Annotated in this window: 23 protein-coding genes and 8 pseudogenes; 19 read left to right on the top strand and 12 right to left on the bottom strand. The window is 66.3% G+C overall.

The window, feature by feature from the left end; all coding sequences use genetic code 11:
• Positions 1-34 precede the first annotated feature (34 nt).
• Together GNX96_RS41965 and GNX96_RS41970 are read right to left on the bottom strand one after the other, a co-directional pair.
• A complete protein-coding gene (locus GNX96_RS41965; protein WP_279582931.1) occupies positions 35-499 on the bottom strand; it encodes a hypothetical protein in 465 nt (154 codons plus the stop codon).
• A 32-nt stretch (positions 500-531) separates the two neighbouring features.
• Positions 532-1,680 (bottom strand): citrate/2-methylcitrate synthase, encoded by a 1,149-nt coding sequence (locus GNX96_RS41970; protein WP_163573141.1) that lies wholly within the window; start codon positions 1,678-1,680, stop codon positions 532-534.
• 85 nt (positions 1,681-1,765) lie between these two features.
• Between GNX96_RS41970 and GNX96_RS59325 the strand changes: the two genes are divergently transcribed.
• Together GNX96_RS59325 and GNX96_RS59330 are read left to right on the top strand one after the other, a co-directional pair.
• Positions 1,766-2,311 carry a citrate synthase gene (locus GNX96_RS59325; RefSeq protein WP_279582932.1) on the top strand — a complete coding sequence of 182 codons (546 nt, stop codon included), beginning with the start codon at positions 1,766-1,768 and terminating at the stop codon, positions 2,309-2,311.
• A 49-nt stretch (positions 2,312-2,360) separates the two neighbouring features.
• A pseudogene (locus GNX96_RS59330) lies at positions 2,361-2,957 on the top strand (citrate/2-methylcitrate synthase); the annotation flags it as partial.
• 5 nt (positions 2,958-2,962) lie between these two features.
• Here GNX96_RS59330 and GNX96_RS41980 read toward each other — a convergent pair.
• The 3 genes from GNX96_RS41980 to GNX96_RS41990 form a co-directional block, all read right to left on the bottom strand.
• The gene (locus tag GNX96_RS41980) at positions 2,963-3,778 is read right to left on the bottom strand and encodes a hypothetical protein (RefSeq protein WP_163573142.1); all 816 of its coding nucleotides are present in this window, start codon (positions 3,776-3,778) and stop codon (positions 2,963-2,965) included.
• A 480-nt stretch (positions 3,779-4,258) separates the two neighbouring features.
• A complete protein-coding gene (locus tag GNX96_RS59335; protein ID WP_279582933.1) occupies positions 4,259-4,843 on the bottom strand; it encodes a hypothetical protein in 585 nt (194 codons plus the stop codon).
• A 129-nt stretch (positions 4,844-4,972) separates the two neighbouring features.
• On the bottom strand, positions 4,973-5,821 hold the full coding sequence (locus tag GNX96_RS41990) for an RraA family protein (protein ID WP_163573144.1): 849 nt from the start codon (positions 5,819-5,821) through the stop codon (positions 4,973-4,975).
• A 77-nt stretch (positions 5,822-5,898) separates the two neighbouring features.
• On the opposite strand from GNX96_RS41990, the gene GNX96_RS41995 reads away from it, so the two are divergent.
• The 3 genes from GNX96_RS41995 to GNX96_RS42005 all read left to right on the top strand — a co-directional run bounded on the left by GNX96_RS41995 (position 5,899) and on the right by GNX96_RS42005 (position 9,874).
• Positions 5,899-6,468 carry an amino acid adenylation domain-containing protein gene (locus tag GNX96_RS41995; RefSeq protein WP_163573145.1) on the top strand — a complete coding sequence of 190 codons (570 nt, stop codon included), beginning with the start codon at positions 5,899-5,901 and terminating at the stop codon, positions 6,466-6,468.
• Positions 6,408-7,367: an alpha/beta fold hydrolase gene (locus GNX96_RS42000; protein ID WP_163573146.1), complete on the top strand. Its 960-nt coding sequence runs from the start codon at positions 6,408-6,410 to the stop codon at positions 7,365-7,367. The genes GNX96_RS41995 and GNX96_RS42000 overlap by 61 nt, the downstream gene beginning before the upstream one ends.
• A gap of 206 nt (positions 7,368-7,573) precedes the next feature.
• On the top strand, positions 7,574-9,874 hold the full coding sequence (locus tag GNX96_RS42005) for a hypothetical protein (RefSeq protein WP_279582934.1): 2,301 nt from the start codon (positions 7,574-7,576) through the stop codon (positions 9,872-9,874).
• Positions 9,875-9,913: 39 nt separating this feature from the next.
• Here GNX96_RS42005 and GNX96_RS42010 read toward each other — a convergent pair whose 3' ends face one another.
• Positions 9,914-10,366, bottom strand: coding sequence for a siderophore-interacting protein (locus tag GNX96_RS42010; protein ID WP_279582935.1), 453 nt, complete (start codon positions 10,364-10,366; stop codon positions 9,914-9,916).
• A gap of 50 nt (positions 10,367-10,416) precedes the next feature.
• A pseudogene (locus GNX96_RS66350) lies at positions 10,417-10,806 on the bottom strand (siderophore-interacting protein); the annotation flags it as partial.
• 260 nt (positions 10,807-11,066) lie between these two features.
• Between GNX96_RS66350 and GNX96_RS42020 the strand changes: the two are divergent.
• The 7 genes and pseudogenes from GNX96_RS42020 (at position 11,067) to GNX96_RS42040 (ending at position 14,335) form a co-directional block, all read left to right on the top strand.
• Complete coding sequence (locus GNX96_RS42020) at positions 11,067-11,270, top strand: cold-shock protein (protein WP_163573150.1); 204 nt, start codon at positions 11,067-11,069, stop codon at positions 11,268-11,270.
• Positions 11,271-11,533: 263 nt separating this feature from the next.
• Positions 11,534-11,881 (top strand): annotated as a pseudogene (locus GNX96_RS59345) (AMP-binding protein); the annotation flags it as partial.
• A gap of 64 nt (positions 11,882-11,945) precedes the next feature.
• A pseudogene (locus tag GNX96_RS59350) lies at positions 11,946-12,592 on the top strand (AMP-binding protein); the annotation flags it as partial.
• Positions 12,593-12,764: 172 nt separating this feature from the next.
• Positions 12,765-13,070 (top strand): AMP-binding enzyme, encoded by a 306-nt coding sequence (locus tag GNX96_RS59355; RefSeq protein ID WP_279582937.1) that lies wholly within the window; start codon positions 12,765-12,767, stop codon positions 13,068-13,070.
• Between the two features lie 269 nt (positions 13,071-13,339).
• Complete coding sequence (locus tag GNX96_RS42030) at positions 13,340-13,531, top strand: hypothetical protein (protein ID WP_163573151.1); 192 nt, start codon at positions 13,340-13,342, stop codon at positions 13,529-13,531.
• Between the two features lie 4 nt (positions 13,532-13,535).
• Positions 13,536-13,940 (top strand): phospholipase D-like domain-containing protein, encoded by a 405-nt coding sequence (locus GNX96_RS42035; RefSeq protein WP_390624292.1) that lies wholly within the window; start codon positions 13,536-13,538, stop codon positions 13,938-13,940.
• Positions 13,898-14,335 carry a phospholipase D-like domain-containing protein gene (locus GNX96_RS42040; protein ID WP_163573153.1) on the top strand — a complete coding sequence of 146 codons (438 nt, stop codon included), beginning with the start codon at positions 13,898-13,900 and terminating at the stop codon, positions 14,333-14,335. The genes GNX96_RS42035 and GNX96_RS42040 overlap by 43 nt, the downstream gene beginning before the upstream one ends.
• A 99-nt stretch (positions 14,336-14,434) precedes the next feature.
• Here the strand turns inward: GNX96_RS42040 and GNX96_RS66355 are convergent.
• Positions 14,435-14,905: pseudogene (locus GNX96_RS66355) on the bottom strand (CGNR zinc finger domain-containing protein); the annotation flags it as partial.
• Positions 14,906-14,970: 65 nt separating this feature from the next.
• Here GNX96_RS66355 and GNX96_RS42055 point away from each other — a divergent pair.
• Entirely contained in the window at positions 14,971-15,636 is a 666-nt protein-coding gene (locus GNX96_RS42055) for a DMT family transporter (protein WP_163573154.1), read from the top strand.
• On the top strand, positions 15,546-15,899 hold the full coding sequence (locus GNX96_RS66360; protein ID WP_390624293.1) for an EamA family transporter: 354 nt from the start codon (positions 15,546-15,548) through the stop codon (positions 15,897-15,899). The genes GNX96_RS42055 and GNX96_RS66360 overlap by 91 nt, the downstream gene beginning before the upstream one ends.
• A 98-nt stretch (positions 15,900-15,997) precedes the next feature.
• Here GNX96_RS66360 and GNX96_RS42065 read toward each other — a convergent pair.
• From GNX96_RS42065 to GNX96_RS59370, 3 genes and pseudogenes are all read right to left on the bottom strand, one after another.
• Positions 15,998-16,984: pseudogene (locus tag GNX96_RS42065) on the bottom strand (acyl-CoA dehydrogenase family protein); the annotation flags it as partial.
• Complete coding sequence (locus GNX96_RS59365; protein ID WP_279582940.1) at positions 16,969-17,484, bottom strand: acyl-CoA dehydrogenase family protein; 516 nt, start codon at positions 17,482-17,484, stop codon at positions 16,969-16,971. The pseudogene GNX96_RS42065 and the gene GNX96_RS59365, both read right to left, overlap by 16 nt.
• A gap of 74 nt (positions 17,485-17,558) precedes the next feature.
• Positions 17,559-18,212: an acyl-CoA dehydrogenase family protein gene (locus tag GNX96_RS59370; RefSeq protein ID WP_279582941.1), complete on the bottom strand. Its 654-nt coding sequence runs from the start codon at positions 18,210-18,212 to the stop codon at positions 17,559-17,561.
• 290 nt (positions 18,213-18,502) lie between these two features.
• On the opposite strand from GNX96_RS59370, the pseudogene GNX96_RS42075 reads away from it, so the two are divergent.
• From GNX96_RS42075 to GNX96_RS42095, 4 genes and pseudogenes are all read left to right on the top strand, one after another.
• Positions 18,503-20,498: pseudogene (locus GNX96_RS42075) on the top strand (MDR family MFS transporter).
• A 528-nt stretch (positions 20,499-21,026) separates the two neighbouring features.
• Positions 21,027-21,800 carry an SDR family oxidoreductase gene (locus tag GNX96_RS42085; protein WP_163573157.1) on the top strand — a complete coding sequence of 258 codons (774 nt, stop codon included), beginning with the start codon at positions 21,027-21,029 and terminating at the stop codon, positions 21,798-21,800.
• Positions 21,797-22,030: a hypothetical protein gene (locus GNX96_RS42090; RefSeq protein WP_163573158.1), complete on the top strand. Its 234-nt coding sequence runs from the start codon at positions 21,797-21,799 to the stop codon at positions 22,028-22,030. Before GNX96_RS42085 ends, GNX96_RS42090 begins: the two co-directional genes overlap by 4 nt.
• On the top strand, positions 22,030-22,257 hold the full coding sequence (locus tag GNX96_RS42095) for a hypothetical protein (protein ID WP_163573159.1): 228 nt from the start codon (positions 22,030-22,032) through the stop codon (positions 22,255-22,257). Before GNX96_RS42090 ends, GNX96_RS42095 begins: the two co-directional genes overlap by 1 nt.
• Here the strand turns inward: GNX96_RS42095 and GNX96_RS42100 are convergent.
• Positions 22,193-23,153: pseudogene (locus tag GNX96_RS42100) on the bottom strand (GlxA family transcriptional regulator). The gene GNX96_RS42095 and the pseudogene GNX96_RS42100 overlap by 65 nt on opposite strands.
• A gap of 84 nt (positions 23,154-23,237) precedes the next feature.
• On the opposite strand from GNX96_RS42100, the gene GNX96_RS42105 reads away from it, so the two are divergent.
• Positions 23,238-23,393 (top strand): hypothetical protein, encoded by a 156-nt coding sequence (locus GNX96_RS42105; RefSeq protein WP_163573160.1) that lies wholly within the window; start codon positions 23,238-23,240, stop codon positions 23,391-23,393.
• Positions 23,394-23,411: the final 18 nt, after the last annotated feature.

Consider the following 23,411-nt stretch of genomic DNA (forward strand, 5'->3'; position numbering starts at 1 on the left):
CCGACGCGTCCACTCGCCAGTGCTCCACCCGTGGTCAGGTGATTACCCTGCGAGTCGAGGTGGTCGGCAGCGCGTAGTCGCCGAGCCGAACCTGGGCCCCAGCAGCATCCCCACCAGGAATCCGCGCGACCCACTCGACCAGGGTGAAGCCCGCGGCCGTACGCCGGATCGCCTGCCAGCACTTACGCGGCAGGTCGCGGGCCTCCCCGAACCGGTCACGCAGCCGGTAGGCCAGGTAGCCGCCGAGCGCGAGCGCGGCGACCGCCCAGGCCACCACCATGGCCGTCCGGGTGAGCAGGTGTGGCACCGAGAACAGCGCGACGAAGGTGAAGATCAGGGCGGTGCCGAGCACGGCAACCCGGACCACCGCCTTCGCTCCGCACCATTTGTGCAGGCGCGCGACAAAAGCCGCCTCGACGGCCACTACGACGACGAGCAGCAGTGCAATCACATATATCCAGACGCGCGGACGGGCAGGTGAGGTCACCCGCAGGGCCAAAAATGCACCCTAGCCGATGAGGCGGCACGCGCTCAGAGGGGCTGCGGTGCCGGTGGTCCCACGTACCGTGCGATGGGTCGGATGATTTTGCTGTCAGCGGCCTGTTCCAGGATGTTCGCGCACCAACCAATCACCCGGCTGCTCGCGAAAGTGGGCGTGAACATTGACCGAGGCAGGCCACTTAGCTCCATCACCACGCCGGCGTAGAACTCCACGTTGACCGGCAGTTCGCGGCCCGGCTTGAGCTCCTTCAGCAGCGCCAGCACGCGGCGTTCGACAGCCACCGCGAAGTCGACCAGATCGCCGCCGAGGCGCTGGCCGATCTCCCGCAGCAGCATCCGCGCCCGCGGGTCCTCGGTGCGGTAGACCGCGTGCCCGAAGCCCATGATCCGGCGGCCGGCCAGCATCTCGGCCCGTACCCACTCGTCGATCCGGTCCGGCGTACCGATCGCGTCCAACGCTTCCAACGCGCGGTCCGGCGCGCCGCCGTGCAGTGGCCCGGAGAAGGCGCCGATCGCGGCCGCCACCGCCGAGGCCACGTCCGCGCCGGTCGAGGCCACCACGCGCGCGGTGAAAGTGGACGCGTTGAAGCCGTGGTCCACGGTCGACACCAGATACGACTCGATGGCCGCCACCTTGGCGGCTTCGGGCACCGCCCCGGTCACCATGTAGAGCCAGTTCGCCGCCGCGGACAGGTCAGCTCGCGGCTCGACCGGTTCCAGGCCCTCGCGGATCCGGTGCAGCGCCGCCAGTACGGTCGGCGTGACGGCACTTATGAGCAGCGCGTCCACGCGTCGCTGGGCTGGATTCTGGTCGTACACCGGCCGCAGCCCGCGGGCCGCGCCGATCAGCGACAACGCCGTACGCAGGCCGGCCAGCGGGTGGAAGGTGGCGCCGGCGAGCGCGATCGAGCGCAACACCGGGCGCACTTCGGCCGGCAGTGGGCGCAGTGGCGCCACCTCGGCCCGGAAGGCGGCCAGCTGTTCGGCGGTCGGGAGCCGCCCGTACGCGAACAGATACCAGACTTCTTCGAGGGTGCGTTTCTCGGCGAGCTCGATCGCCGAATACTGCCGGTAGTGGTAGAAACCGGCACTGCCCTGGACATCGCCGAGCTCGGTGTCGGTCACCACCACGTTCTTCAGTCCGCGCGGGACCTGGATCGGGTCTGTTGCCACTGACATGGATTCTCCTTGTGGGGTCGCCCTCTACTCTCGATACGTCCATCAAGTATTGTCAATATTGATTTAATCAATGTTCGGAGGCGAGATGGACGGTTACCTCAGCACTGAGCAGGTGGCCCGCCGGCTCGGAGTGAAGGCCGAAACGGTGTATGCGTACGTCAGCCGCGGCCTGCTGACCAGCCTGCGGACCAGCGGGCAGCGCGGCAGCCGGTTCGCCGCTGATGAAGTCGAACGGCTGGCCGAGCACGGTCGCGACGACGCACGCGCGGTCGGCGTGGTCGAGCGCATCCGTACGAGCCTGACGCTGCTTGACCGCGACACGCTCTACTACCGTGGCCTCCAGGTGACCGAGCTGGCCCGGGAGCACCCGGTGGAAGCCGTCGCGTCGTGGCTCTGGACGGCGGATTTCGCTGCTGCGGAACCGTTTCCAGTGGTCCCGGAGCAGGTGGCCGCGGCCGTACGAGCGACTGCGGGGTTACCGGCTGACGCCCGGTCCGTCGACCGGATCCGGCTGATCGTGGCGACTCTCGGCGCGCTCGACCCGCTGCGTTTCGACCTGTCCGCGACCGCGTCCGTACGCACCGCCCGCTCGCTGCTCGGGTCGGTCGTGGCCGCACTGCCCGCCCGCTGAGCCGCGGCCGGCGCACGACTTCGCGGCCGCGGTCTGGTCGCGGCTCACGCGGCACCCCGCGCATCCCGCGTGCGTGGCGATCCTGCGGGCCGCGCTCATCCTGCTCGCCGACCACGACCTCGCGGTGTCGACGCTGGCCGTCCGGGTGGCCGCGAGCGGCCGGGCGAACCTCTACGCGGCGCTGTCCGCCGGGTTGGGCGCGTTTGACGGGCAGCTCCATGGGACGGCGAGCACGCTCGCGTACAAGTTCCTGGCCGACGCGCTGACCGACCCGATGACCGCGCTTTCGGACCGCCTACGGCTCGGCGGTCCACTTCCGGGTTTCGGTCACCGCGTTTATGCGCACCGCGATCCGCGCGCGGAAATGCTGCTGGATATGCTGGCCGGCCTCCGACACCCGTCCGCCGTCGCGGTTTCCAGCGCGGTCAACGAAATCCGGACCGCTCAACCGGAGACCTTCGCGAATGTGGATCTCGCGCTTGCCGCGGTCATGCACGCCTTCGACATGTCCGCGGACGCCGGCGAGGCTATTTTCGCGCTGTCGCGGCTGATCGGGTGGACCGCGCACGCCATGGAGGAATACGCGGAGGAACCACTGCGCTTTCGCCCCTCCGGCATTTACGTCGGGCCGATGCCGCCAGCGTGAACGGGCTATTCGGAGGCGAGCGAAACCCCGGCGGACCACACCTTGAATCCACCGGTGACCGCGAAATAGCGGGTGCCGGCGGGCACGGTCGCCGCGTCCGGCAGCTTGGCGATCTTGCTGAGCTGTTTGCCCACCAGGTGCTCGCCCCATTCGAGCATGCGCGATTTTCCTCGCCACCCCACAGCTGTCCGGCGCCGTAGGCCGAGTGTGGCGGCAGATGCGGCAGAATCAACCCGGCCAGCTTGTTGATGTCTCCGCGTCCGTCCGAACCGGTGCCCTCGGTGATCATCCTGTTCCAGGTGATCCCACCAGCCGCGTGCTTGAGGTGGACAGCGAAACGCATGACGTCCACATTCCATGGAGCTGTGATCGTGACACTGCGCGGTGGCCCCGGCTTGGGCACCGCCTTGCTCGGCTTCTGAGCCGGTTCCACATAAGTGCCCCCCGTCGAAGACCTCCTGCGGGATCTTCGCGGCGTTGTCGCGCATCACGCCGAACTGGGCGTCGCTCATCTTGTCAATGTGCGCAGGTGACTCGGCGGTGTTGGCCAATTGGCTGTAAATCGCCTTGTTCAGCGTGATGTATTTCAGGGCAGCGTCGCCCCGCAGCACGACCTGGTGTTCGGTGTCGACCACCACCGCGGTGGTGCCTTCGACAGTGAATCCGACGTGGAGCAGCGCACTTTTCGCGGAGGCATCAGCCGAGAAGAAGGCATTCAGCACAGCCGCGCCTTGCCCGCCCTGGACACCGAAACCCCGCCCCACCGTCATGAGCTGCGAGTCGTACGAGTTGCCCGAACCCGCGCTCCCCTCGGTCAGCAACTCGTCCCACGCGGCGTTGTTCGCGGCCGTACGACTGTCGGAGCCCTCCGTTAATGACGCCGGTCGAGGCTCCGCGCCCGCTCGAAGCAGCTCTTTGCTCCGGGTGTACGAAATGCCCTGGTGGTAGGGCGCGACGGGCTTCGAGAAAGCCAGGCCAACCCCGGGGCGATTCGGAATATTCGCTCGGTTGGCAGCGATTTGTTGGCAGATCTGCGCCTTCGTGATGGGTGCTGCCAGGTGTCTCGGCCGGCGCCACCCTTGCCGTCTTGGACAACAAATTCGCCCAGTCCAGCACGGTTTCCTCTGGCACCCGGTCGGCGCCATCCAGGCTCGCCGTGACTTTGCTGTAGTCGCCGGAACCCGCCGCGGCCAATCCGCCGGGCAATCGGGGGCCTTCGGGGCGTACGCCCGTCAAGATCCTGTTCTTGAGATCGGCCAGGCCCTCCAGAACGGCGGGCAGATGGGACGCGGCATCGGCCGTCACATTGGTCGCGAGTCCCTCGAACTGCAGCGCGCGAGCCAGCATCTCGACATCGGACGGGACATTGTCCAGCCCGGGGCCGACCGGTGCGCCGATCTGGACGCCGAGCTGCCACTGCGCCACGCCTGGGTTGATGCTGCCCTCTGCGTTGCGTACGAGCGCGGCGACCAGCGGCGCCAGCGACGCGACATCGACCGGCTTCTTCCTGGCCGCGGCCTGCTCGGCTTTGGGCAGCGCGGCGACCTCCGCGCGTCGTGCTGGCGCAACACCTCGGCAATCGCGTCGTAGCCAGGCATGGTGATGCTGTTGAGATGCATGAGCCGCTCGATCGCCAACCGCACATCGGCGGCGTCGTTCACCTGCGGCCCGGGGATGTCCCCGACCATCCCGCTTTTCGACACGACCGCGTTGGCGCGCTGCACCGGAACTCGGCGTGTCGCGAGCGTGGTGACCGCCTTGTTGCCCGCTGTACGCTGCAGATCCAGCAGTGCTCGCGCGACCGGCGCCATGCCGTGGCCCTCGTTCCGAGCTGGCGCGGTGGTGACCGGGTGTCGTCGAGCACCTGCTGGGGAACGATCGGACACCGCTCCGGTAGGCGTCAATTCCACGCGTCCTCCCACAGACCAAGGCACAGTTCTTCGGTGATCCATATCGTACGAAGTCCCGCGCCTCGCGTCGTCTTCCCCCTGCTCAAAGGCTTGCGCGATCAGCCCTCATCGTCTCCCCTTGTGGCGATACCTCTTATGCATGGCGGCCAGCCAAGTCTGGAAGTCGGCCTCAATCGCCGGCTCCCAGTCGGCCACATCGATCTGGGCGCTGGTGTACGTCCGGTCGGCCAGCCGGAGTTTGCCGAAAACGTCCCGCACCCGAATGTCATCGGCGGCCTCGGCGACCGTGTCGGCCAACTGCGCTGGGATCGTCATGATGCCGCTGGGCGTACCAAGAATCACGTCGCCGGGCAGCACGGTGGCCTCGCCGAGCCGGACCGGCACGTTGATGCCGGCCAGTGTCACGTCCGCGATCGCGGTCGGATCGTTGTCCCGAAAGAAGAAGTTCACTCCGTCCAATGAGGACAGTCCGGTCATGTCCCGGATCCCGCCATCGATGACCGCGCCCACGCCGGTCCGGGACGCGATCGCCGAACCGAGGTTGTCGCCGATCACCGTACCGTTGCGAACCTTGCCGAAAATGTCGCACACCATCACGTCACCGGTTTGCAGTGTCTCGATAATCCACGAATTCTGCCGGTCGTCGCCGGCCAGCCGACCCTCGCGCGCGCCGGCGGCCACCACGGCGGCGTCATAATCGGGGCGGTGCGGCAGAAACTGGGCCGTCACCGCACGGCCGACCAGGATGGCGCCCGGGTGCGTCTGGCGCCAACCGCCAGCGAACTGGCGGTGATATCCGTGCAGTCGCAGCACATCCCAGGCCTGCTCGGTGGTGGCACCGGCCAGCTTCTGCAAGGTCGCGTCGCACACCCGCGGCCGGCCGTCGGCGGACCTCTCACCCGTCCAGGCCGCGGTCAGCTCGGTCAGGTCGTCAACGCTCGGGGCAATCCGCATGTCTCATCCCTATCACACGTCTCACCAGCACATACGAGCCCCGCCGATGGCGAATTAGGGACCTGCTCGACAACAGAATGCGGTACGAGTTAGGGTCACCTAAGTTCGTCGCCGACCCGTTCGCCCGCGAGCCAGGTGCCCGCCTCTATGCGAGCGGCGACATCGTCCGCTACCGGGTCGACGGCGCGATCGAGTTCCTCGGCCGGGCCGACAACCAGGTCAAAATCCGCGGCATGCGGGTGGAACTGGAAGAGATCGAGGCGGTGCTGGCTCAACACCCGGCCATCCGCCAGGCCGTTGTTCTCGCGAAGAAGTCCCGGCTCTATGCGTACACGGTGGCCGAAAGTGACACGCGGGACGTGAGCACTGAACAACTCCGGCAGTGGTCGACCACCCACCTCCCCGACCGCATGGTCCCGGCCGAATATGTGTTGTTGCCGACTTTCCCCTTGCTGTCCTCGGGAAAAGTCGATCGCAAGGCGCTGCTGGCACGTTCGGCGCCAACCCGACCCGACGGCTCGTACGTGCCGCCAGCCACCGACGCGGAAAAAAGCTGGTCGCGCAGGTCTGGGAGGAGGTCTTTGGAGTGGACCGGATCGGCGCCACGGATCATTTCTTCGATCTCGGCGGACATTCCTTGCTGCTAGCCAAAGTGCAGGCCATCCTGCGCCGACGGATGTCGGGGGACATCATCCCGGTGATGGATCTGTTCACGCACCCGACCGTCCGGGAGATGGCTGGCCTGCTGGAATCGGAGCGTACGGCCACCGAGACCGCCGCGTTGGGCGTCCTCCTACCGATTCGTACGGAAGGATCCCAGCTACCGCTTTTCTGCGTCCATGGCGCCACCGGGCTGAGTTGGCAGTATGCCGGCCTGCGCAAATACCTCAGCGCCGACATTCCGCTGTATGCCCTGCAGGCCCGCGGGTTCGACCGCCGCCGCGACCTCGCCGGCAGCCTCGCCGAGATGACCGGCGAATACCTCGACCACATCCGGACGATCCAGCCGCACGGCCCGTGCCGACTGATCGGGCTGTCGTTTGGCGGGGTGCTCGTCCAGCAAATGGCCGTCCGGCTGCGAAACCTGGGCGAGCCGGTCACCTTGTTGTCCATTTTGGACGCCTACCCGAAATATCTATGGGAGTCATTCTCGGTGGACTACGAACAAAAGGCGCTCCGCTCGCTGCTCTACATGGCTGGCTATGACCTCAGCGCGCTCGACGACGAGCCGCCGCGGCACGAGCGGGTCACCCGGATCATCCGCGAGCAGGACGGGATTCTCGCCAAGCTGGAAGACTTTCACGCTCTCCGCGGTTGTCGACAACTTCATCAACGCGGCCGTTCTGCAGCAAAGTGCGACCTTCGAGAAATTCGACGGAGACCTGTTGTTCTTCCGGTCGATGGTGGACCGGATCTCGGACACACTGGTGCCAGCGAAGTGGACGCCCTACATCGGCGGCAGCATCGAGAGCCACGACGTACATGCCCGCCACGACGACCTCCTGTCGGCCGCAGCGCTGACCGAAATCGGCCCAGTCCTGGCTAACGCCTTACAGAGGATCCAGAGAACATCCAGAGCCATCCCGGAAGCTGTCCGCCGAGACCGACGTTTTCGGTCAGTGACGCGGGAGGATCTATGGCACAGCAGCGAGAAGATGAAGAACGTTCCCGGTCCGGCGCGGTGAGCCGGCGGGCCGCGCGCTGGGATGGGCTGGTGCGGTCGCGGTCGCCGCGACCGTCGGAGTGCCCAGGATGGCCTTCGCCGATCCGCCGCCGACACTGGTGATTCCGACGCTGGTGGGGCCGGTGTCAGAACTGTGCACCACAGTACGGGTGCAGGGCGCGCTGAAGGGCGCCCATGTCACCGTGGAGTCCATTGGCGCGAAGCCACGGGTGGTCGCCCAGCAAATCGCGAAGTTCGGCGGGGACGAGCGGCTGACCACTCTCTCGCCGCTACGATCCGACGATTTACTGGTCGCGTACCAGGAAGTGGGCGCGGACAAGAGCTCGATGACGCCCACCGACATGGCGATGGGAGTACAGCCGGCACCGGTGAGCCTCGACGAGATTGGCTATCTGGGCGCGCTGACCCACCTTTTCCAATGTGGACGGTACGTCTGGATCACTGGCGCGATTCCCGGCGCCACCATCGAAGTTTCGTTCAGTGGTGTCGTACAAGCGCAAGGAACCGCGTACGAGGGCGAGGCTCGGCTGACGCTGGCCGCCCCGATTTCGGCTGGCTCGCCGGTGAGTCTGCGGCAGATCACCCCGATCGGTCCGGGTCCCACGGTCCCGATCATGCCTGATCAGCTGCCAGCGACGCTGTCCGCGCCCACCGTCCAAGCACCGCTGGTGAGCTGCCAAACGGCCGTCCTGGTGACAGATGTGCTCGACGGCGCCCAAGTGACCCTCACCCACAAATCCGGCGTCACCCAGACCGCCGGATTCGACCGCTCGGCATTGTGGATGGGTGTGCAACCGCTGGTCGAGGGCGACACCATCGCCGCTACTCAAGTGTTTCCCCAACCTTGCAACAAAACGAGCCCGACCAACCCGTCGGTGCGGGTGGTGGCGCCGGACAAGGTCGACCCACCGTCGATCATCGGCCCGTTGTGTGCGGGCTCCAACAAGGTACGGGTCGCCAATTACGCCCCCGGGGCGACCATCAGCCTGCAAATCGATTCGACGGTCTTCGCGGCATGCCGCCGGCCGCTGGTTCGTACGACTTCCAGGTCGACCCACTGCCGGCCGGCGCGAATGTCCAGGTCCGTCAGGAGATCTGCGGTGTCATCGGGAAATTGTCGGAGCCACCGCTGGGGGTGGACAGCCACCAGGATGTCACCAAGGCCGCGACGATCCATCCCAAACTGCATGCCTGCGGCCGTGGTATCTGGATCGCCGATTTCCACCCAGAACTCGCTGGTGCAGGCCTGGGCCCAGCACGGGACGTCGTTCGCGCCCATTTCCGAAGTCATCGTGGCGCGAGAGCCCGCCCAGCAGTTCATTCCCGTCACGCCCTACCTTCGACAGGGCGACCAGGTGGTGGTCCGAGAATGGGCTTGTTCCACCCAGAAACTGGACTCCGCCGCGCTCACAGTACTCGGACCGGACAGTCCTGGGCCGCCGCAGATCCCGCCGACGCCGACGGCCGAAAGCACCGTGGTCACAGTCATCAACGTCGTGTCCGGTGCGCTTGTTGTTGAGGTATTTCTCCAGGAAAGCGCGAATGCCCCATGGCAGTTCATCGGATCCGCGGTGGGGATGGACGAGGACGCCAACTGGTTGCTGGGCGTACCAGTCAACGTACGGCTTCCCTTGGACGGTCTGGTCAAGGCCAGGCAAGCCGTCTGCGGAATGCAGACCGAGTTCGGAGCAGCCGTCAAGATCATCCGCGGGAAGCCTGGTATTCCGGTGCTGGACACACCGGTCAATATCGGCAACCAGCCACTGCGTCCCAGTTTTCGTTGGCATGACCCGTACGCCGGCGACTCGCGGCGAGCTAGCAGCTTCATCATCACGGCTGCGGTGAACGGTGGGGCAGCCGCTTTCAGCAAGGAGGTTACCAGCACCTCGTACAGTCCGGACACGGACCTCCTGGAAAAGACCACCTACTGGTGGACCGTAAAAGGGAAAAAAAAAAACTCCAGCGGCGACGGTGTCACGTCCCAACAGGCCCTGTTCGACACCGGGCCAAAACCCACGCCACCGCCCCCGCCGCCGCCGGTGCTCACGGGGTACGACGTGAACACCCTGACACTGAAGGGCACCGGATTCAAACCGAGCGGCACCGTCTACGTCTTCGTGGCGATTGCCGGCTGGATCCCTGGCAACAGTCTTTACGATCTGCGATACAGCAGTCCTTTGGTGCAATGCACAGCGGATGCGACGGGGAACCTCAGCGCCCGCGTCGACCCGAAAACGGCCGTCCCGCCGATTTATGTCGAAAGCTATGGCACCTATCTCTACGGTGCCTGGCCCGGCGAAAAAGTCAGCTTCACCGCCCATGACGCGAATGCGAACGTAGAGAGCAACACGTTCACTGTCACGGCATAGCGTCCACAGTGGGCACTAACCGCGGCGGCCCGGTGGCGCTCAATCCTCGTTCTCGCTCTTGCCCCGGCGCCAGTAGCCGGAGAAGTAGACGTCCTCCCGGTCGAACCGCCGGTCCTGGACCAGGTGCGCCCGTACGGCCCGGGCCATCGACTGCTCGCCGGCGATCCAGGCGTAGCACCGGGGGGCGTCGGCCGGAATGTCCACACTGGACACCGCCGCGAGCACCGCGTCTTCGGAGCCGTCTCGATGCAGCCAGGTCACCCGCACGTCCCCGGCCGTCGCCCACCGCTGCTCGTCAGCCGCGTCGGAGACCTCGACAATGACCTCCGCTCGTACGCCCGCCGGCAACGCCTCGACGATCGCCCCGATCGCCGGCAGCGCGGTCTCATCGCCCACCAGCAGCTGCCAGCGGCACCCCGGCGCCGGCTGGTAGGCGCTGACCGGTCCCCAGAGCGCCAGCGCGTCCCCCATCGCCGCGGTGGCCGCCCCCACCGCGATGCCGGCCCGCCGTCCTCGTGCAGCACGAAGTCGATGTCGACCTGCCGCTCAGCCGGCCGGTGCCGGCGTACGGTGTAAGTCCGCATCACCGGCCGTACGTCCTCCGGCAGGCCGAGGATGCCTCGCGGGGTCATGTCGTCGTCCACCGCTGGCTCTGCCTGTCCGGGCTGCGGCAGCAGCACCTTTACTCTCTGGTCCGGCCCCTCGCTGACGAAGTGCCGCAGGTCGTCACCGGCCAGGCTGATCGTCACCAGGTGCGGGCTGAGGGCGGCTCGGCCGGCGACCCTGACGCGGTACAACCGCATGGCCCGCCCGGAGCGGGAGGTCAGGCCTCGGACGGCGGTCACCTCAGACATACGCGCTCCTCTCACGGCTAGGTAAGCCTTACCTACTCGCCAAGGTGCTGGCGAGGCATCGTGAGAATTCACCGCCATCGGCGCGATCGTACGGCCGAACCAGGGGCCGTAATGGGGCAATCCGGTGGGGCCCCGACGCTAGCGCTGGACGCTGGACTGTGGTTCACTCTTGGACGGTCGCGAGGTTTTGTGTTCGTGTTGTTCACGCACGCAATACGATGTTGCGGGCGTTGGTTTTTCCCCCAGGTTGCGGTCGGAAAAGTCCCCGTCTGACGACTGATAGACCCGGCCGCCGCAAACCGCGGTGGCCGTCAGCTCCTGGGAAGGAAAGCAAGGAAATGGCTGAAGGCACTGTCAAGTGGTTCAACGCTGACAAGGGCTTCGGGTTCATCACGCCGGACGGCGGCGGCTCGGACGTGTTTGTGCACTTCTCGGAGATTCAGGCCAGCGGTTTCCGCAGCCTGGAGGAGAACCAGCGGGTCAGCTTCGAGATCGGCCAGGGCGCCAAGGGCCCGCAGGCCACTGGCGTTAACGTTCTCTAAGAACTACTAGTGTGACGCGCATCACATTTTTGTGATGACAGAAGGCCCGGGATTGCCCACGCGGCGAACCCGGGCCTTCGCGCTTTCATTGAATACCGTATAAACGCCAGCCTTGACACGCGATCGCTGATGACAAATGATCGATCGATCGGTTGTCTGTGCCGTTCCTGGCTGGAGTGGCGCTGAGCAGCGCAAACACCGGGCTTCCAGGAGTGCTGCAGATGACGTCTCCCGACCTCAGCGCGGTGAACGCCGGCCGCCGGATGTCCTTCGCCGCCCAACTGTCCAGGGCCGCGCGACTGTACGGGGATCGGGTGGCGTTCAGCTTCGCCGGCCGGGACCTGACCTTCGGCGCACTCGACGAGCGAGTCACCCAACTGGCCTCGGCGTTGGCCGAGCAAGGCGTTGGCCGCGGCGACCGGGTAGCGATCCTGATGCGCAACAGACTGGAATTCCCGGAGACCCTGCTGGCTCCGCTGAGGCTCGGCGCGATCGCCGTTCCGGTCAACTTCCGCTTGGTAGCTGGGGAAATCTCGTACATCCTGGCCGACTCAGGGGCCTGCGCACTGGTGGTCGACGGCGGCCTCGCCAGCACCGCGGCGGCCGCGTCGTCCACAGTGGACAGCCTGAAGGTCGTGCTGGTGACCGACGGCGGGGAAGCCGACTTCGGGCCGGATGCACTGGCGTACGAACAAACCGTGGTCACCGGTTCCACCGACCCGCTGGACATCGACGTCGGAGTCCGAAGCGGCGTTCATCATCTACACGTCCGGCACCACCGGCCGACCCAAAGGCGCGGTGCTGACGCATTTCAACCTGCTGATGGCGCATCTCATCCAGGGCCTGGCCACCGGCGGGGTGGCCCGCGAGCCAGCCACCAGCCTGCTGGCGGTGCCGATGTTCCACATCGCCGGCCTTTCGCTGTCGTTGAGCTCGATGATCACCGGCAGCCGGGTGGTGCTCTATTCGTCACCGACCTTCGTTCCGGCCCAGATCGTCGACCTCTTCGAAACCGAGCGGGTCACCAGCTGCTTTTTCGTGCCCAGCCAGTGGGCGATGATCTGTGCCGTACCGGGGATCAAAGACCGAGACCTGACGCTCGACAAGATCTCGTGGGGCGCAGCGGTGGCGGCACCGTCCGTACTGGCCGCGATGGCCGAGGTGTTTCCCCAAGCGCCGGCGTATTGCGCCTTCGGTCAGACCGAAATGAGCCCAACCACCTGCGTTTTGCGCGCGAGGACGCGGTCACGAAAATGGGCTCGGTTGGTACGCCGCTGCCGGGCATCGAGGTCCGGATCGTCGATGAGTTCATGAAAGACGTGGCGCCCGGCGACGTCGGCGAAATCGTGTATCGCGGGCCAACCACCATGCGCGAATACTGGAACAAGCCGGAGGCGACCGCGGAAGCGTTCGCCGGCGGCTGGTTCCATTCCGGCGATCTCGTACGAATGGACGAAGACGGCTTCATCTGGGTGGTGGACCGAAAAAAAGGACATGATCATCTCCGGCGGAGAGAATATATACTGCGCCGAGGTAGAGGCCGCGATCGACAGCCACCCAGGCGTCGCCGACGTTTCGGTGGTCGGTCGCGCCGACTCGCACTGGGGTCAGGTGCCAGTCGCCTTCGTGGTGGCCGCCGACCCGGCTTCCCCACCCACGTTGGAAAACGTGCTCGAACACCTGCGTGAGCGACTCGCGTCGTACAAGCGGCCGAAAGAGGTCGTCGTCGTCGAGGCGCTCCCCCGCAACGCCTCCGGCAAAGTCCAGAAGTTCGTGCTGCGCGAGCAGGCTAACGCCTGATTGGCCCTTCCTTTGCTCACCTCCGGGCTGGAAACGGTGAATCGCTGGGGAAAGTGCCGGATTTGCCGGTAATGCACGGACGCTCGGTCATGAATTCCGCCGTAATGGTTAAAATTTCCACTTTATGGCAGGAAAATACAACCTTGCCAATTGTTCCGGTTGTATGTTTTGGTGTCTTCGTCCGTTAGTACGCAAGACCTTTCACCGAAACGCACGCGTGATGTGCTGACCGCGCCCTGCCCGCCGCTGTCCCGTCTCGGGAGTTCGTCATGCCATTTTTCGCCCCACGCCGTGGATTCCGCACCGGCCTGGCGGTCACCGCCGTGCTCGCCAGTGCCCTGGTCGCGAGCCCCGCCACCGCCGCGACCACGTACACGCTGGTGACCCAGCCCGCCGGCGGCCACACCGCGCTCTTCACCCTGATCACCAGCGCGAAGACCAGCATCGACCTCACCATGTGACGAGCTGACCGACACCACCGCCGAGCAGGACCTGGCCGCCGCCGCGGCGCGCGGGGTCACCGTGCGGGTGATCCTGGACGGCCGGCAAAGCTCGACCAACGCCAGCGCCTACAGCTATCTTGGCGGCCACGGCGTCGGTGTCGTCTACTCGAATTCGAAATATTACTACACACACGAAAAATCGATGGTGGTGGACGGTACGACCGCGGCGATCATGACGGAAAACTGGACGCCCGCCTACTACTCCGCCGACCGCAACTTCGATCTGATCGAGAACGACACCGCCGACGCCAGCGCGTACGAAAAAAAGTTTTCGCCGCCGACTACAAAAAAAAAGCGGTCACCCCCACCGACGGCGACGACCTGGTGTGGAGCCCGACGGACTCGCAGTCCCGACTCCTCACGCTGATCAACGGCGCCACCACCAGTCTCACCCTCTATTCGCTGGAAATGGGTTCCAGCCAAATCGTCGACGCCTTGGTCAGTGCCAGAAGCCGCGGCGTGACGGTAAACATCGTCGCCGAATACAGCTCTTCGTACGCTTCCAACTACGACAAGCTCGCCAGCGCCGGCGCGACCGTGGTCAGCTACGCCGCCAGCGACAGCCTTTACATCCACGCCAAGGCAATCGTCGCGGACGTGAACACCAGCAAAGCCAAGGTGTTCCTCGGCTCGGAGAATTTCACCCCCACCTCGTTGAATTCCAACCGCGAGCTCGGCCTCATCATCACCAACCCGGCCGTCATCTCGCAGGTGAACTCGACGCTGAAGCTGGACCTGGCCGACGGAACACCCTGGAGCTAGTCGACCGACAGCCCAGACCTCACGGCGAGACGTGGCGTTCGCGGTAGGCGCGCGCACGCGGTGCCGGACGCCGCAGGCTTGGGCGAGGCACCACTTCCGCCGGCCAGTGGGGTCCAGGAAAAGCATTCCGCAGTCGGGATCGCCGCATTGGCCCAGGTCAGCGGCCATCGGGCCGCCGAGGTGCTCGGCGGCCTGCCGGGCTATCCGGGCCAGCGCTTCTCGGGCGGTGGCGGGCGCTCGTACCGCCGCGCCTTCCAGGACGAGCGGGTGATCGTCGGCGAGTGCCCGGTTGAGCAGGGCGAGGTCGGCGGCCGGCCAGGACTGTGAGTGGAAGGTGGCCAGGGCCAGGCTACGCAGGGCTTCTCGCAGGTCGCGGGCCCATCTCAGGTCCGCTTCGGTCGGATCGGCGACGGGCGACAGACCCTCGCGGGCGAACCACTTTCCGAGTAGCTCGGCGGTCCCGAGCCGGTCGTGCGGCGTGGGCCCGTACGCCCGCCGGACCGTGATCAGCAGGTCCAGCCACAGGCCGCCGCTCTCGCACTCCAGCCAGTGCCCGCCCTCCAGCTCCACAACCCCACGATACGCCTTGAGGTGTTACGGTGCTTGTAACGGGCCAGGCTGTTACAGGAGGAATCGTGACTCAGGTGGAGTCCGCGCCATTGGTACGGAACGGCAGCCAGGGGTGGCTCGCGGCCGTCGGCCTGTCGGTGTTGTTCGTGCTCATCTGGAGCGGCGGCTACCTGGTCGGCACGATCGGCGCGCACAGCGGCCCACCGCTGGCCCTCGCGGCGTGGCGATTCCTTGCTGCCTTCGTGGTCATCGGGGTGGTCGCCCTGGTGACGCGGGCACCGTGGCCGACGGATCCGCGGGTGTACGCACACCTGCTGCTCACCGGCGCGTTGCTGCAGACCGGGCAGCTCGGCGGCATTTACGTCGGTCTGGGGAACGGCGTTCCGGCCGGACTGTCCTCGCTCGTGCTCAGCGCCTCACCGCTCGTCGTCGCCGCTGCCGCTGTTCCCATCTTCGGCGAAAAACTGGCTGGCCAGCAGTGGCTAGGTCTCGGCATCGGACTGCTCGGAGTCGGCATCTCGCTGGCTGGAAAACTCAGCAACAGCGGGAACGTCATCGGATACGTGTCGACCGGCCTCGCGGTCCTCGCGCTTTCGCCGCCGGCACGCTCTATCAGAAGAAGTTCGGCCAGACCGTCGACCTGCGGACCGGGACGACGATCCAACTGCTCGGCGCCACGGTCACCTGCTTTCCCCTGGCGGCCGCGTACGGCGGACTCCACCTGCCGTTGACGCTGCCGGCTCTGGGATCGCTGGCCTGGCTGGCGATCGTGAACTCGATCGGTGCGCTAATGCTGTTGTTCGTCCTGTTGCGCCGAAGTTCGGGCGGAGCGGCGACCAGCCTGCTCTATCTCGTCCCGCCGGTGACGGCCCTGCTCGCGGTCCCGTTGCTCGGGCAGCCCGTGACGACGAGCATTTTCCTGGGCATGGCGGTTTCCGCGGTCGGCGTGACTCTGGTTCTGGTGAAGAGAAAGGTCAGACGCCCAGCGCGCTGACAAGTGCGGATCGGTGCGAGGCCGTGCCGCCCAGCAGATGTTGCGATGATTTCGCTCGCTTGTAGTAGAAATGCAGGTCGTGCTCCCAGGAAGCCAATGCCGCCGTGAATTTCAATGGAGGTCTCGGCGACTCGGAAATACGCCGGGCCAACCAGCGACGCGGTGAAAGCGGCCGCCGCCGGCAGCTCAGCCGGGCTCTCGTCGGCCACCCAACTGGCATGGCGTACGGCCGCGTTCGCCAGCTCCCAGTCGACATAACAGTCCACACAGAGATGTTTCACCGCTTGGTACGAGCCAATCACCCGACCGAACTGAACCCGCAGTTTCGCGTAGTCAACGGCCATCCGCATCGCCTGCCGCAGCCCGCCGAGCTGCTCGGCGGCCAGCGCGGTCACCACCCGATCGGCGATCGCGGCCAGCTTTTCGGTGACGTCGGCGCCAATGCGGACGGCCGGACAGTCGGTAAACGACAACCGCGCCATCCGCCGGGTCGGGTCGAAGGTCCGCAGCGCCACTCGTTCGAGCCCAGCGGCACTGGCGTCGACCTCGAAGAATCCGGGCCCGTCCGAAGTCTGTGCGTACACCAGGAAAAAGTCGGCGGCCATCCCATCGACGACGAGAGTTTTCCCGCCAGTGAGCGCCCATCCGCCGTCCCGCTCAATGGCCGAGGTCTGTACGGGTGTGCCCCAACCGCCGTCCGACTCGCTGATCGCCACCGTCGCGATCCGTTCGCCAGCGGCGATACCCGGCAGCAACCGGCCGCACGCCGCTTCGTCCCCGACACCCAGCAAAACCTCCGCGGCCAGCACAGCCGAGGCGAAAAACGGTGACGGTACGAGCGTGGCGCCGGCTTCTTCGAGGACGACCGACCGCTCGACCACGCCATAGCCGGCGCCACCGTACTGCTCCGGGATCGCCAAACCCGCGAGCCCCAACTCGCCGGTCATTCGCTTCCACAGCGCCGGATCGAAGCCCAGGTCACCGTCGATCACCTCACGGATCCGCCGCATTGGCGAGTTTTCCGCGAAGAAGCGGGAAACCGTGGCGCGCAGCTCATCCTGCTCGCCGGTCAACGACAGCCGCATGTCCAGACGCTCCCCTGCGTGCCGATTTTGAGCTGGTTGAAGGGAATATTCCGATCAACCTGGGTTTCCTTGGGCAGCCCCAGCACTCGCTCGCCAATGATGTTCCGCTGGATCTGGCTGGTGCCACCGGCGATCGCGCTGGCCGGCGCGGAATTCACGTAGCGGGCCAACTCGGTGGCCTCGGTGTCGTCTCCCTCCCAGGCGATCGCGGAAGGACCGGCGATCTCGGCGGCCACATCGGCGGCGAAAGCGGCCGCCTGCGCACCGACCAGCTTGCTGATCGAGCCGCGGGCGCCCGGCGGGTGCCCACTGTCGGCCTGTTCGCGCATCAGCGCGTTCAACAGCCGAAGGGACTGCTGGCGCAGGTAAACCTCGGCCAACGCATCCCGTACGGCCGGATCGTCGGCTCGGTCCTCTCTCGCGCGCGACCCGCGCCAGCGAGTCGAAATCCAGCGGGCTGGAACGCGGCCCCACCCGGCCGCCGATGAAAACCCGCTCATGGCCGAGCATCGTCACCGCGGCCGCCCACCCCGCGTCCACCTCGCCGATCACCGCATCCGCTGAAATCCTTACGTCATCGAAGAAAAACCTCGTTGAAACGGGCGCCGCCGCTCATGTCGACCAACGGGCGTACGGTGACACCGGGATCATGCATGTCCACCACGAACATGGTGATCCCGCCGTGTTTTGGCTTGGTCGGGTCGGTTCTGGCCAGCAGGGCTCCGAAGTTCGCGGACGCGGCCACCGAGGTCCAGACTTTCTGGCCGTTCACCACCCATTCGCCGCCGTCGAGCACGGCCCTGGTCTGCAGGCTGGCCACATCGGAGCCGGCGCCCGGCTCGGAGAAGAGCTGGCACCAGATTTCCTCGCCGCGCAACAGCGGCTTCAGATACCGCTGTTTCAGTTCGTCCGAGCCAAGATCGGCAACGGTCGGGCCGCACATCCCGATACCGATGATGAACGCGCCGGTCGGGGTGTCGAAATCCTTCACCACGTCGTTCCACGCCTGCTGGTATTGCTCCGGCAACCCCTGCCCGCCGACCTCGACCGGCCAGGTGATGCCGACGAAACCCGCGTCGTAAAGCGCCGCCTGGAACCGCTTCTGCTCCGCCAGGTCGACGCCGGCCGGATCCTGCCCCGCGGCTGTCGAACCGCCGCTGACCTGGACCTGCTCGGCCAGCCAGGACCGTGCCCGGGCCGCGAACTGCTCGACCGTCTCGTTAGGCAATGCACCCTCCCCAGAGCTCAAAAGAACGATCGTTCAGCGCCCAGCGACTGTCAAGCGGGCCGGGTGTGGTTGAGCAGGGTCCATAAGACGCTGCTGGTAGCTGCGTTGCCAGCCGAAAAGTTGCCGCAAAGAGATCATCTCTGATCAAATCTGCACGATCAGCGCTCACGGTGAGAGGGCATACGCTCGGCTTACCCATCCATCCCGGAAGGTTGGGCCATGGCCACTACCGAAGCACCCGCCTCGGCGGCCCCCAGCGCCGCGCCGGCGCCCTTGACCCCCGGCGGCGCATCAACCTCGTTTTCGGGGCCGTGTTGCTGGGCATCCTGCTCTCCGCGCTGGATCAGACCATCGTGTCGACGGCACTGCCCACCATCGTCGGGGACCTCGGCGGCGGCAACCACCTGTCCTGGGTGGTCACCGCGTATCTGCTGGCCGAGACGATCTCGACGGCACTGGTCGGCAAGTTCGGCGACATGTTCGGCCGTAAGCAGATGTTCCTGATCAGCGTCATCGTCTTCCTGATCGGCTCGCTCGTTCTTCTGCGGCTTCGCGAACAGCATGACCTGGCTGATCGTCTCGCGGGCCTTTCAGGGCCTGGGCGCCGGCGGGCTGCTGGTCACCGCGACCGCGCTGATCGCGGACGTGATCCCGCTCCGCGACCGGGGCCGCTACCAGGGCCTGCTGGGTTCGGTTTTCGGCGTGGTCACGGTCGTCGGCCCGCTGCTGGGCGGCCTGTTCGTGGACCACCTGACCTGGCGATGGGCCTTCTACGTCAAATCCCCCGGTCGGCATCGTCGTGTTGTTGGTAGCGGTCCCGGCCATTCCGGCGATCAAGGCGGCCGCCCGGCCGCTGATCGACTACCTGGGCATCCTGCTGATCGCGCTGGCCGCCTCCGGCCTGACGCTGGTCACCAGCTGGGGCGGCACGACGTACGCGTGGAACTCCCCGACGATCATCTGGATGGCGATCGGATCGGTGGTCGCGCTCGGCCTCTTCGTCTTCGTCGAGCTGCGCGCGCGGCCGAGCCAGTGCTGCCGATGCGACTGTTCCGCAACCCGGTTTTCGCCGTCTCAGCGCCGATGAGCTTCATCGTCGGCTTCGCGATGCTCGGCGGAATCACCTTCCTGCCGACCTTTCAGCAGTACGTCAACGGTGTTTCGGCCACCGCGTCCGGAATCCGGCTGTTGCCGATGGTGGCCGGCCTACTTTTCGCTTCCATTCTGAGCGGAAACGTGGTCAGCAAAACCGGCAAGTACAAGATCTTCCCGATCGTGGGCTCCATTGGGATGGCCCTCGGGCTCTTTTTGTTGTCTCTGATGGACGAAAACACCAACTACTGGCTGTCCGCCGTCTACATGCTCGTATTGGGACTCGGCGTCGGCAGCTGCATGCAGGTGCTGACCATCGCCGTCCAGAACACCGCCGCCTACGCCGACCTCGGCGTGGCCACTTCCGGAGTGACTTTCCTTCGTACGATGGGAAGCTCCTTCGGGGTGGCCGTCTTCGGCACGGTCTATTCCAACCGACTGACCGAAAACCTCATGACCACCGCCAAAACCACGCCGCTGCCGGCCGGCGTGAACCCGAAAGTCCTGCAAAGCGTGACCGGGCTGCACAGTTTGCCAGCGGCGATCGCCAGACCGTTCGAGCACGCGTACGCGCAGTCGCTACAGGTGGTTTTCCTGTCCGCCATCCCGATCGCGATCGTGGCCTTCGTCCTCGCCCTGTTCCTCAAGCAGGTGCCGCTGCGGGACACCGTACGAGCGACCGCCACCGACATGGGCGACGGCTTCGCGATGCCGGATCACCGCGGCAAGGACAGCGGGGTCGAAAGCGCCATCGCCGGCATCCTGCGGGCCGGACCGCGGCGGATGAGCATCGAGGTACTGGCCCGTTCCCAGTCCACCCTCGGCATCGCCGACGCCTGGTGCGTCACCCGCGTCGCGCTCACCCGTCTACGGCACGGCACCGCCTCGCTCGCCCAGGTCACCACCGGCATCAACGCACCCGACGAGGTCCTCCAGCCGGCCTTCGAGCGCGCGATCGGCGCCGGTTTGCTGGCGACCTCGACCACCGGCTACGACCTCACCGCCCTCGGCGAGACCGAGTTCGAGAAGATCGCCACCGCCTGGCGCGGCTGGGTCACGGACCAGCTGTCCGACTGGGATCCGGACAACAAGGACGAACTCCAGGCGGCGCTGCGCCGAGTCGCCGAGCGGCTGTTGGGTGAGGAGCACGACCTCTACCACGCCCGCCATTCCCTCGTCGCCGCCGGCGTCTGAGCGAAGGTAACGACAGGGCTCGGTTTGCCCACCCTGGCGCTCCCCAACCGGAGTCGATGCCGTCGACCAAGCCCTCGTCAAAGTCCCAGCAGCACCAGATCCAGGTCTGCCTCGTACGACCCGTATCAGCGACCCCACCGGCCCCAAGCCTGACAAAGTGGCCACCTGTGGATAACTTCCGCGCGGTTGGTGCGACTCCCAGTAGCGTGGTCAGCAACGTTTTGACCAACGCGTCTGGGGGGGACGGCAATAAATGAGTGACCCGGTGATCAAGGACTTACGCCGACAGCTGGCACAACAGCAGACGGACATCAAGAGTCGGCTCGCGTTGGCCCGGACCAGGGGCGATCAGCGGGCCGTCGACTTCTTCTCGGGGCAGTTGCACGCGTTTCGCGCGTCATCCTGGACACTCTCGACCTCGCCGAGACCGAGGAACCACCGCGTCGGTGACATCACCCTAGAAAGCCGTCACATCCGCCAGCGGTGTCCCGTCCGAGGTGATGTGGACAGCACTTCTGGGGAGGACACGTGAGCAACCCGATTCTGGTGACCGGCGGCACCGGCGCACTCGGCCGGCAGGTGGTCAGCCAGCTGGTCGCGGCGGCCGGCCGGCCGGTACGAATCGCCAGCCGGCGGGAGCGCCCGGCCGGCGACACTGTGCCGTACGAATGGGCCACCGTTGACTACAAGACCGGCGCCGGGCTGGCGGCCGCGGTGAGCGGTGTATCGGCGATCGTGCACTGCGCCGGCAGCTACTTCGACACGTCCGTCGAGGATGCGCTGGTGCCGGTGGCGATCGCGGCCGACCGGCCGCACCTGATCTACATCTCCATCGTGGGGATCGACCGGATTCCCTTCGGCTACTACAAAGCCAAGCTCGCCGCCGAGCAGGTGGTGATCGGATCCGGGTTGCCGTGGACGATCCTGCGGACCACCCAGTTCCACGACCTGGTCTTTCGTGCCGGAGACGCGCTTTCCCGCTCGCCGATCGTGCCGCTGCCGGCCGGCGTACCAGTGCAGCCAATCGACAGCGCCGAGGTGGCTGACCGGCTGGTCGAGCTGGCGGCCGGCCCGCCCGCGGGCGCAGTGCCAGACATGGGCGGTCCACAGGTCCGCGACGCGACCGAGCTCGTACGCATCTACCTGCGGTCAAAAGGAAAACGCCGGCTGCTGCTACCGATCCGGTTACCTGGAAAGGCTTTCCGGGCCTTCAAGAACGGATATCACCTCAGCGAGGACCACGCGGTCGGCCGGATCACCTTCGAGCAGGCGTTGAGCACCCCCGTGGGAGGCAAGCGATGAAATGGTTGCGAATTGGCCTTTGGTTCCTGACCGTCACCCAGGTGCTGGTCGGTGGAGTGCAGCTGCTGCTGCCAAAGGTCTTCTACGAAGACTTCCCGTGGCCGAGCGATCCGTGGGTGTCGATGCTCCCGCCGTACAACGAACATCTGATGCGGGACGTGGGCGCGCTCAACCTGTCGTTGGCGATTTTTTCGTCGGCGCGGCGGCCATTTATCTGGAGCGCAGACTGATGATCGGGAGCCTGCTGGGCTATCTGGCTTTCGCGTTGCCACACGCGATTTTCCACGCCACCCACCTGGAACACTTCCAGACCGGTGACGCGATCGCCCAGACCATCCTGCTTTTCGGCGCGGTGCTGATCCCGCTCCTGCTGTTGATCCCAGCCCTACGGATCAGGCCGACCGCTGGGAAACCCGGAAAGTCTCCCGATACGCCTGCGGGGTCGTCCCCACTCTGATCCCGAAATGGTGGCGCAGCGCGGCGGCGTTGCCGAAACCGGCTCGTACCGAGATGGCGTCGACCGTCAGGTCACTGCCCTCCAGCAGCTGCCGGGCCAGCAACACCCGCTGCGCGGTCATCCAGTCGTGCGGGGTGGTGCCGGTCTCGGCCTGGAAGCGGCGTGCGAACGTACGCGCCGACATGTGCGCGCGCTCGGCGAGCAACGGCACGGTCATCTGCTGGTCGGGTGCCACCATCCAGGTCAGCAGCGGCTCCAGGGGGGGGCTGCCGCGCAGCGGAATGGGCGTCTCGATGTACTGCTTCTGCCCGCCGGAACGCTGCGGCGGCATCACCATCCGGCGGGCGATCGCGCGGGCCACCGCGGTGCCCTGCCGCTCCCGTACGAGGTGCAGGCACAGGTCGATGCCGGCGGCCGTACCGGCGCTGGTCCAGACCGGTCCGTCGCAGACATAGAGGACGTCGGGGTCGACGCGGGTCTTCGGATAAGCGCGCTGCAGATCGTCTGCATACATCCAGTGGGTCGTGCACGCACGTCCGTCCAGCAGCCCGGCCGCGCCGAGCGCGAACGCCCCCGAACACATGCTGATGACCAGCGCGCGCCACGCTCCCTCCCGCGCGCATCGCCACCAGCAGCTCCTCCGGATACTCGTGCCGAACCGTGCCCGCGGACATCGCGATGACGTCGGCGTCGTCCATCGCGTCGAAGCCGTATTTCGGTACGAGGTCAAAACCGGTCTTGGTCGGCAGTGGCTCGCCGGGCCGCATCCCGCAGACCCGGAAGTCGTACGTGGGCAGGCCCTGCTCGGATCGGTCGATCCCGAACACGTCACAGAGGACGCCGAGCTCGAACGGAGACACGCCTGGCAACACCGGCACCGCGATGGAGCGAATCATGGCACCAGCATACGGCAGGATATCGAGGGAAGGTGGCAATTCTGCCACTGTTGGGTTGGCCGATCCGCGAGGATCCTTTTACTCATGGGAATCCTCATCTTGCTCGCGATTTTCATCGGCACTGGCATCGCCGCTCTGCTCGGCTGGACTCCGGACAGCCGTACCGGCCGGGACTGGCAGCCGCGCGGCGGCTGGCAGCGCACCGAAGAACCCACCATCCGCCTCCGCCACCTGAGCTGACCTGCGGTCATGCCCCTG

The sequence above is a fragment of the Fodinicola feengrottensis genome (assembly GCF_010993775.1).
GTDB classification, from domain to species: Bacteria; Actinomycetota; Actinomycetes; order Mycobacteriales; family HKI-0501; genus Fodinicola; species Fodinicola feengrottensis.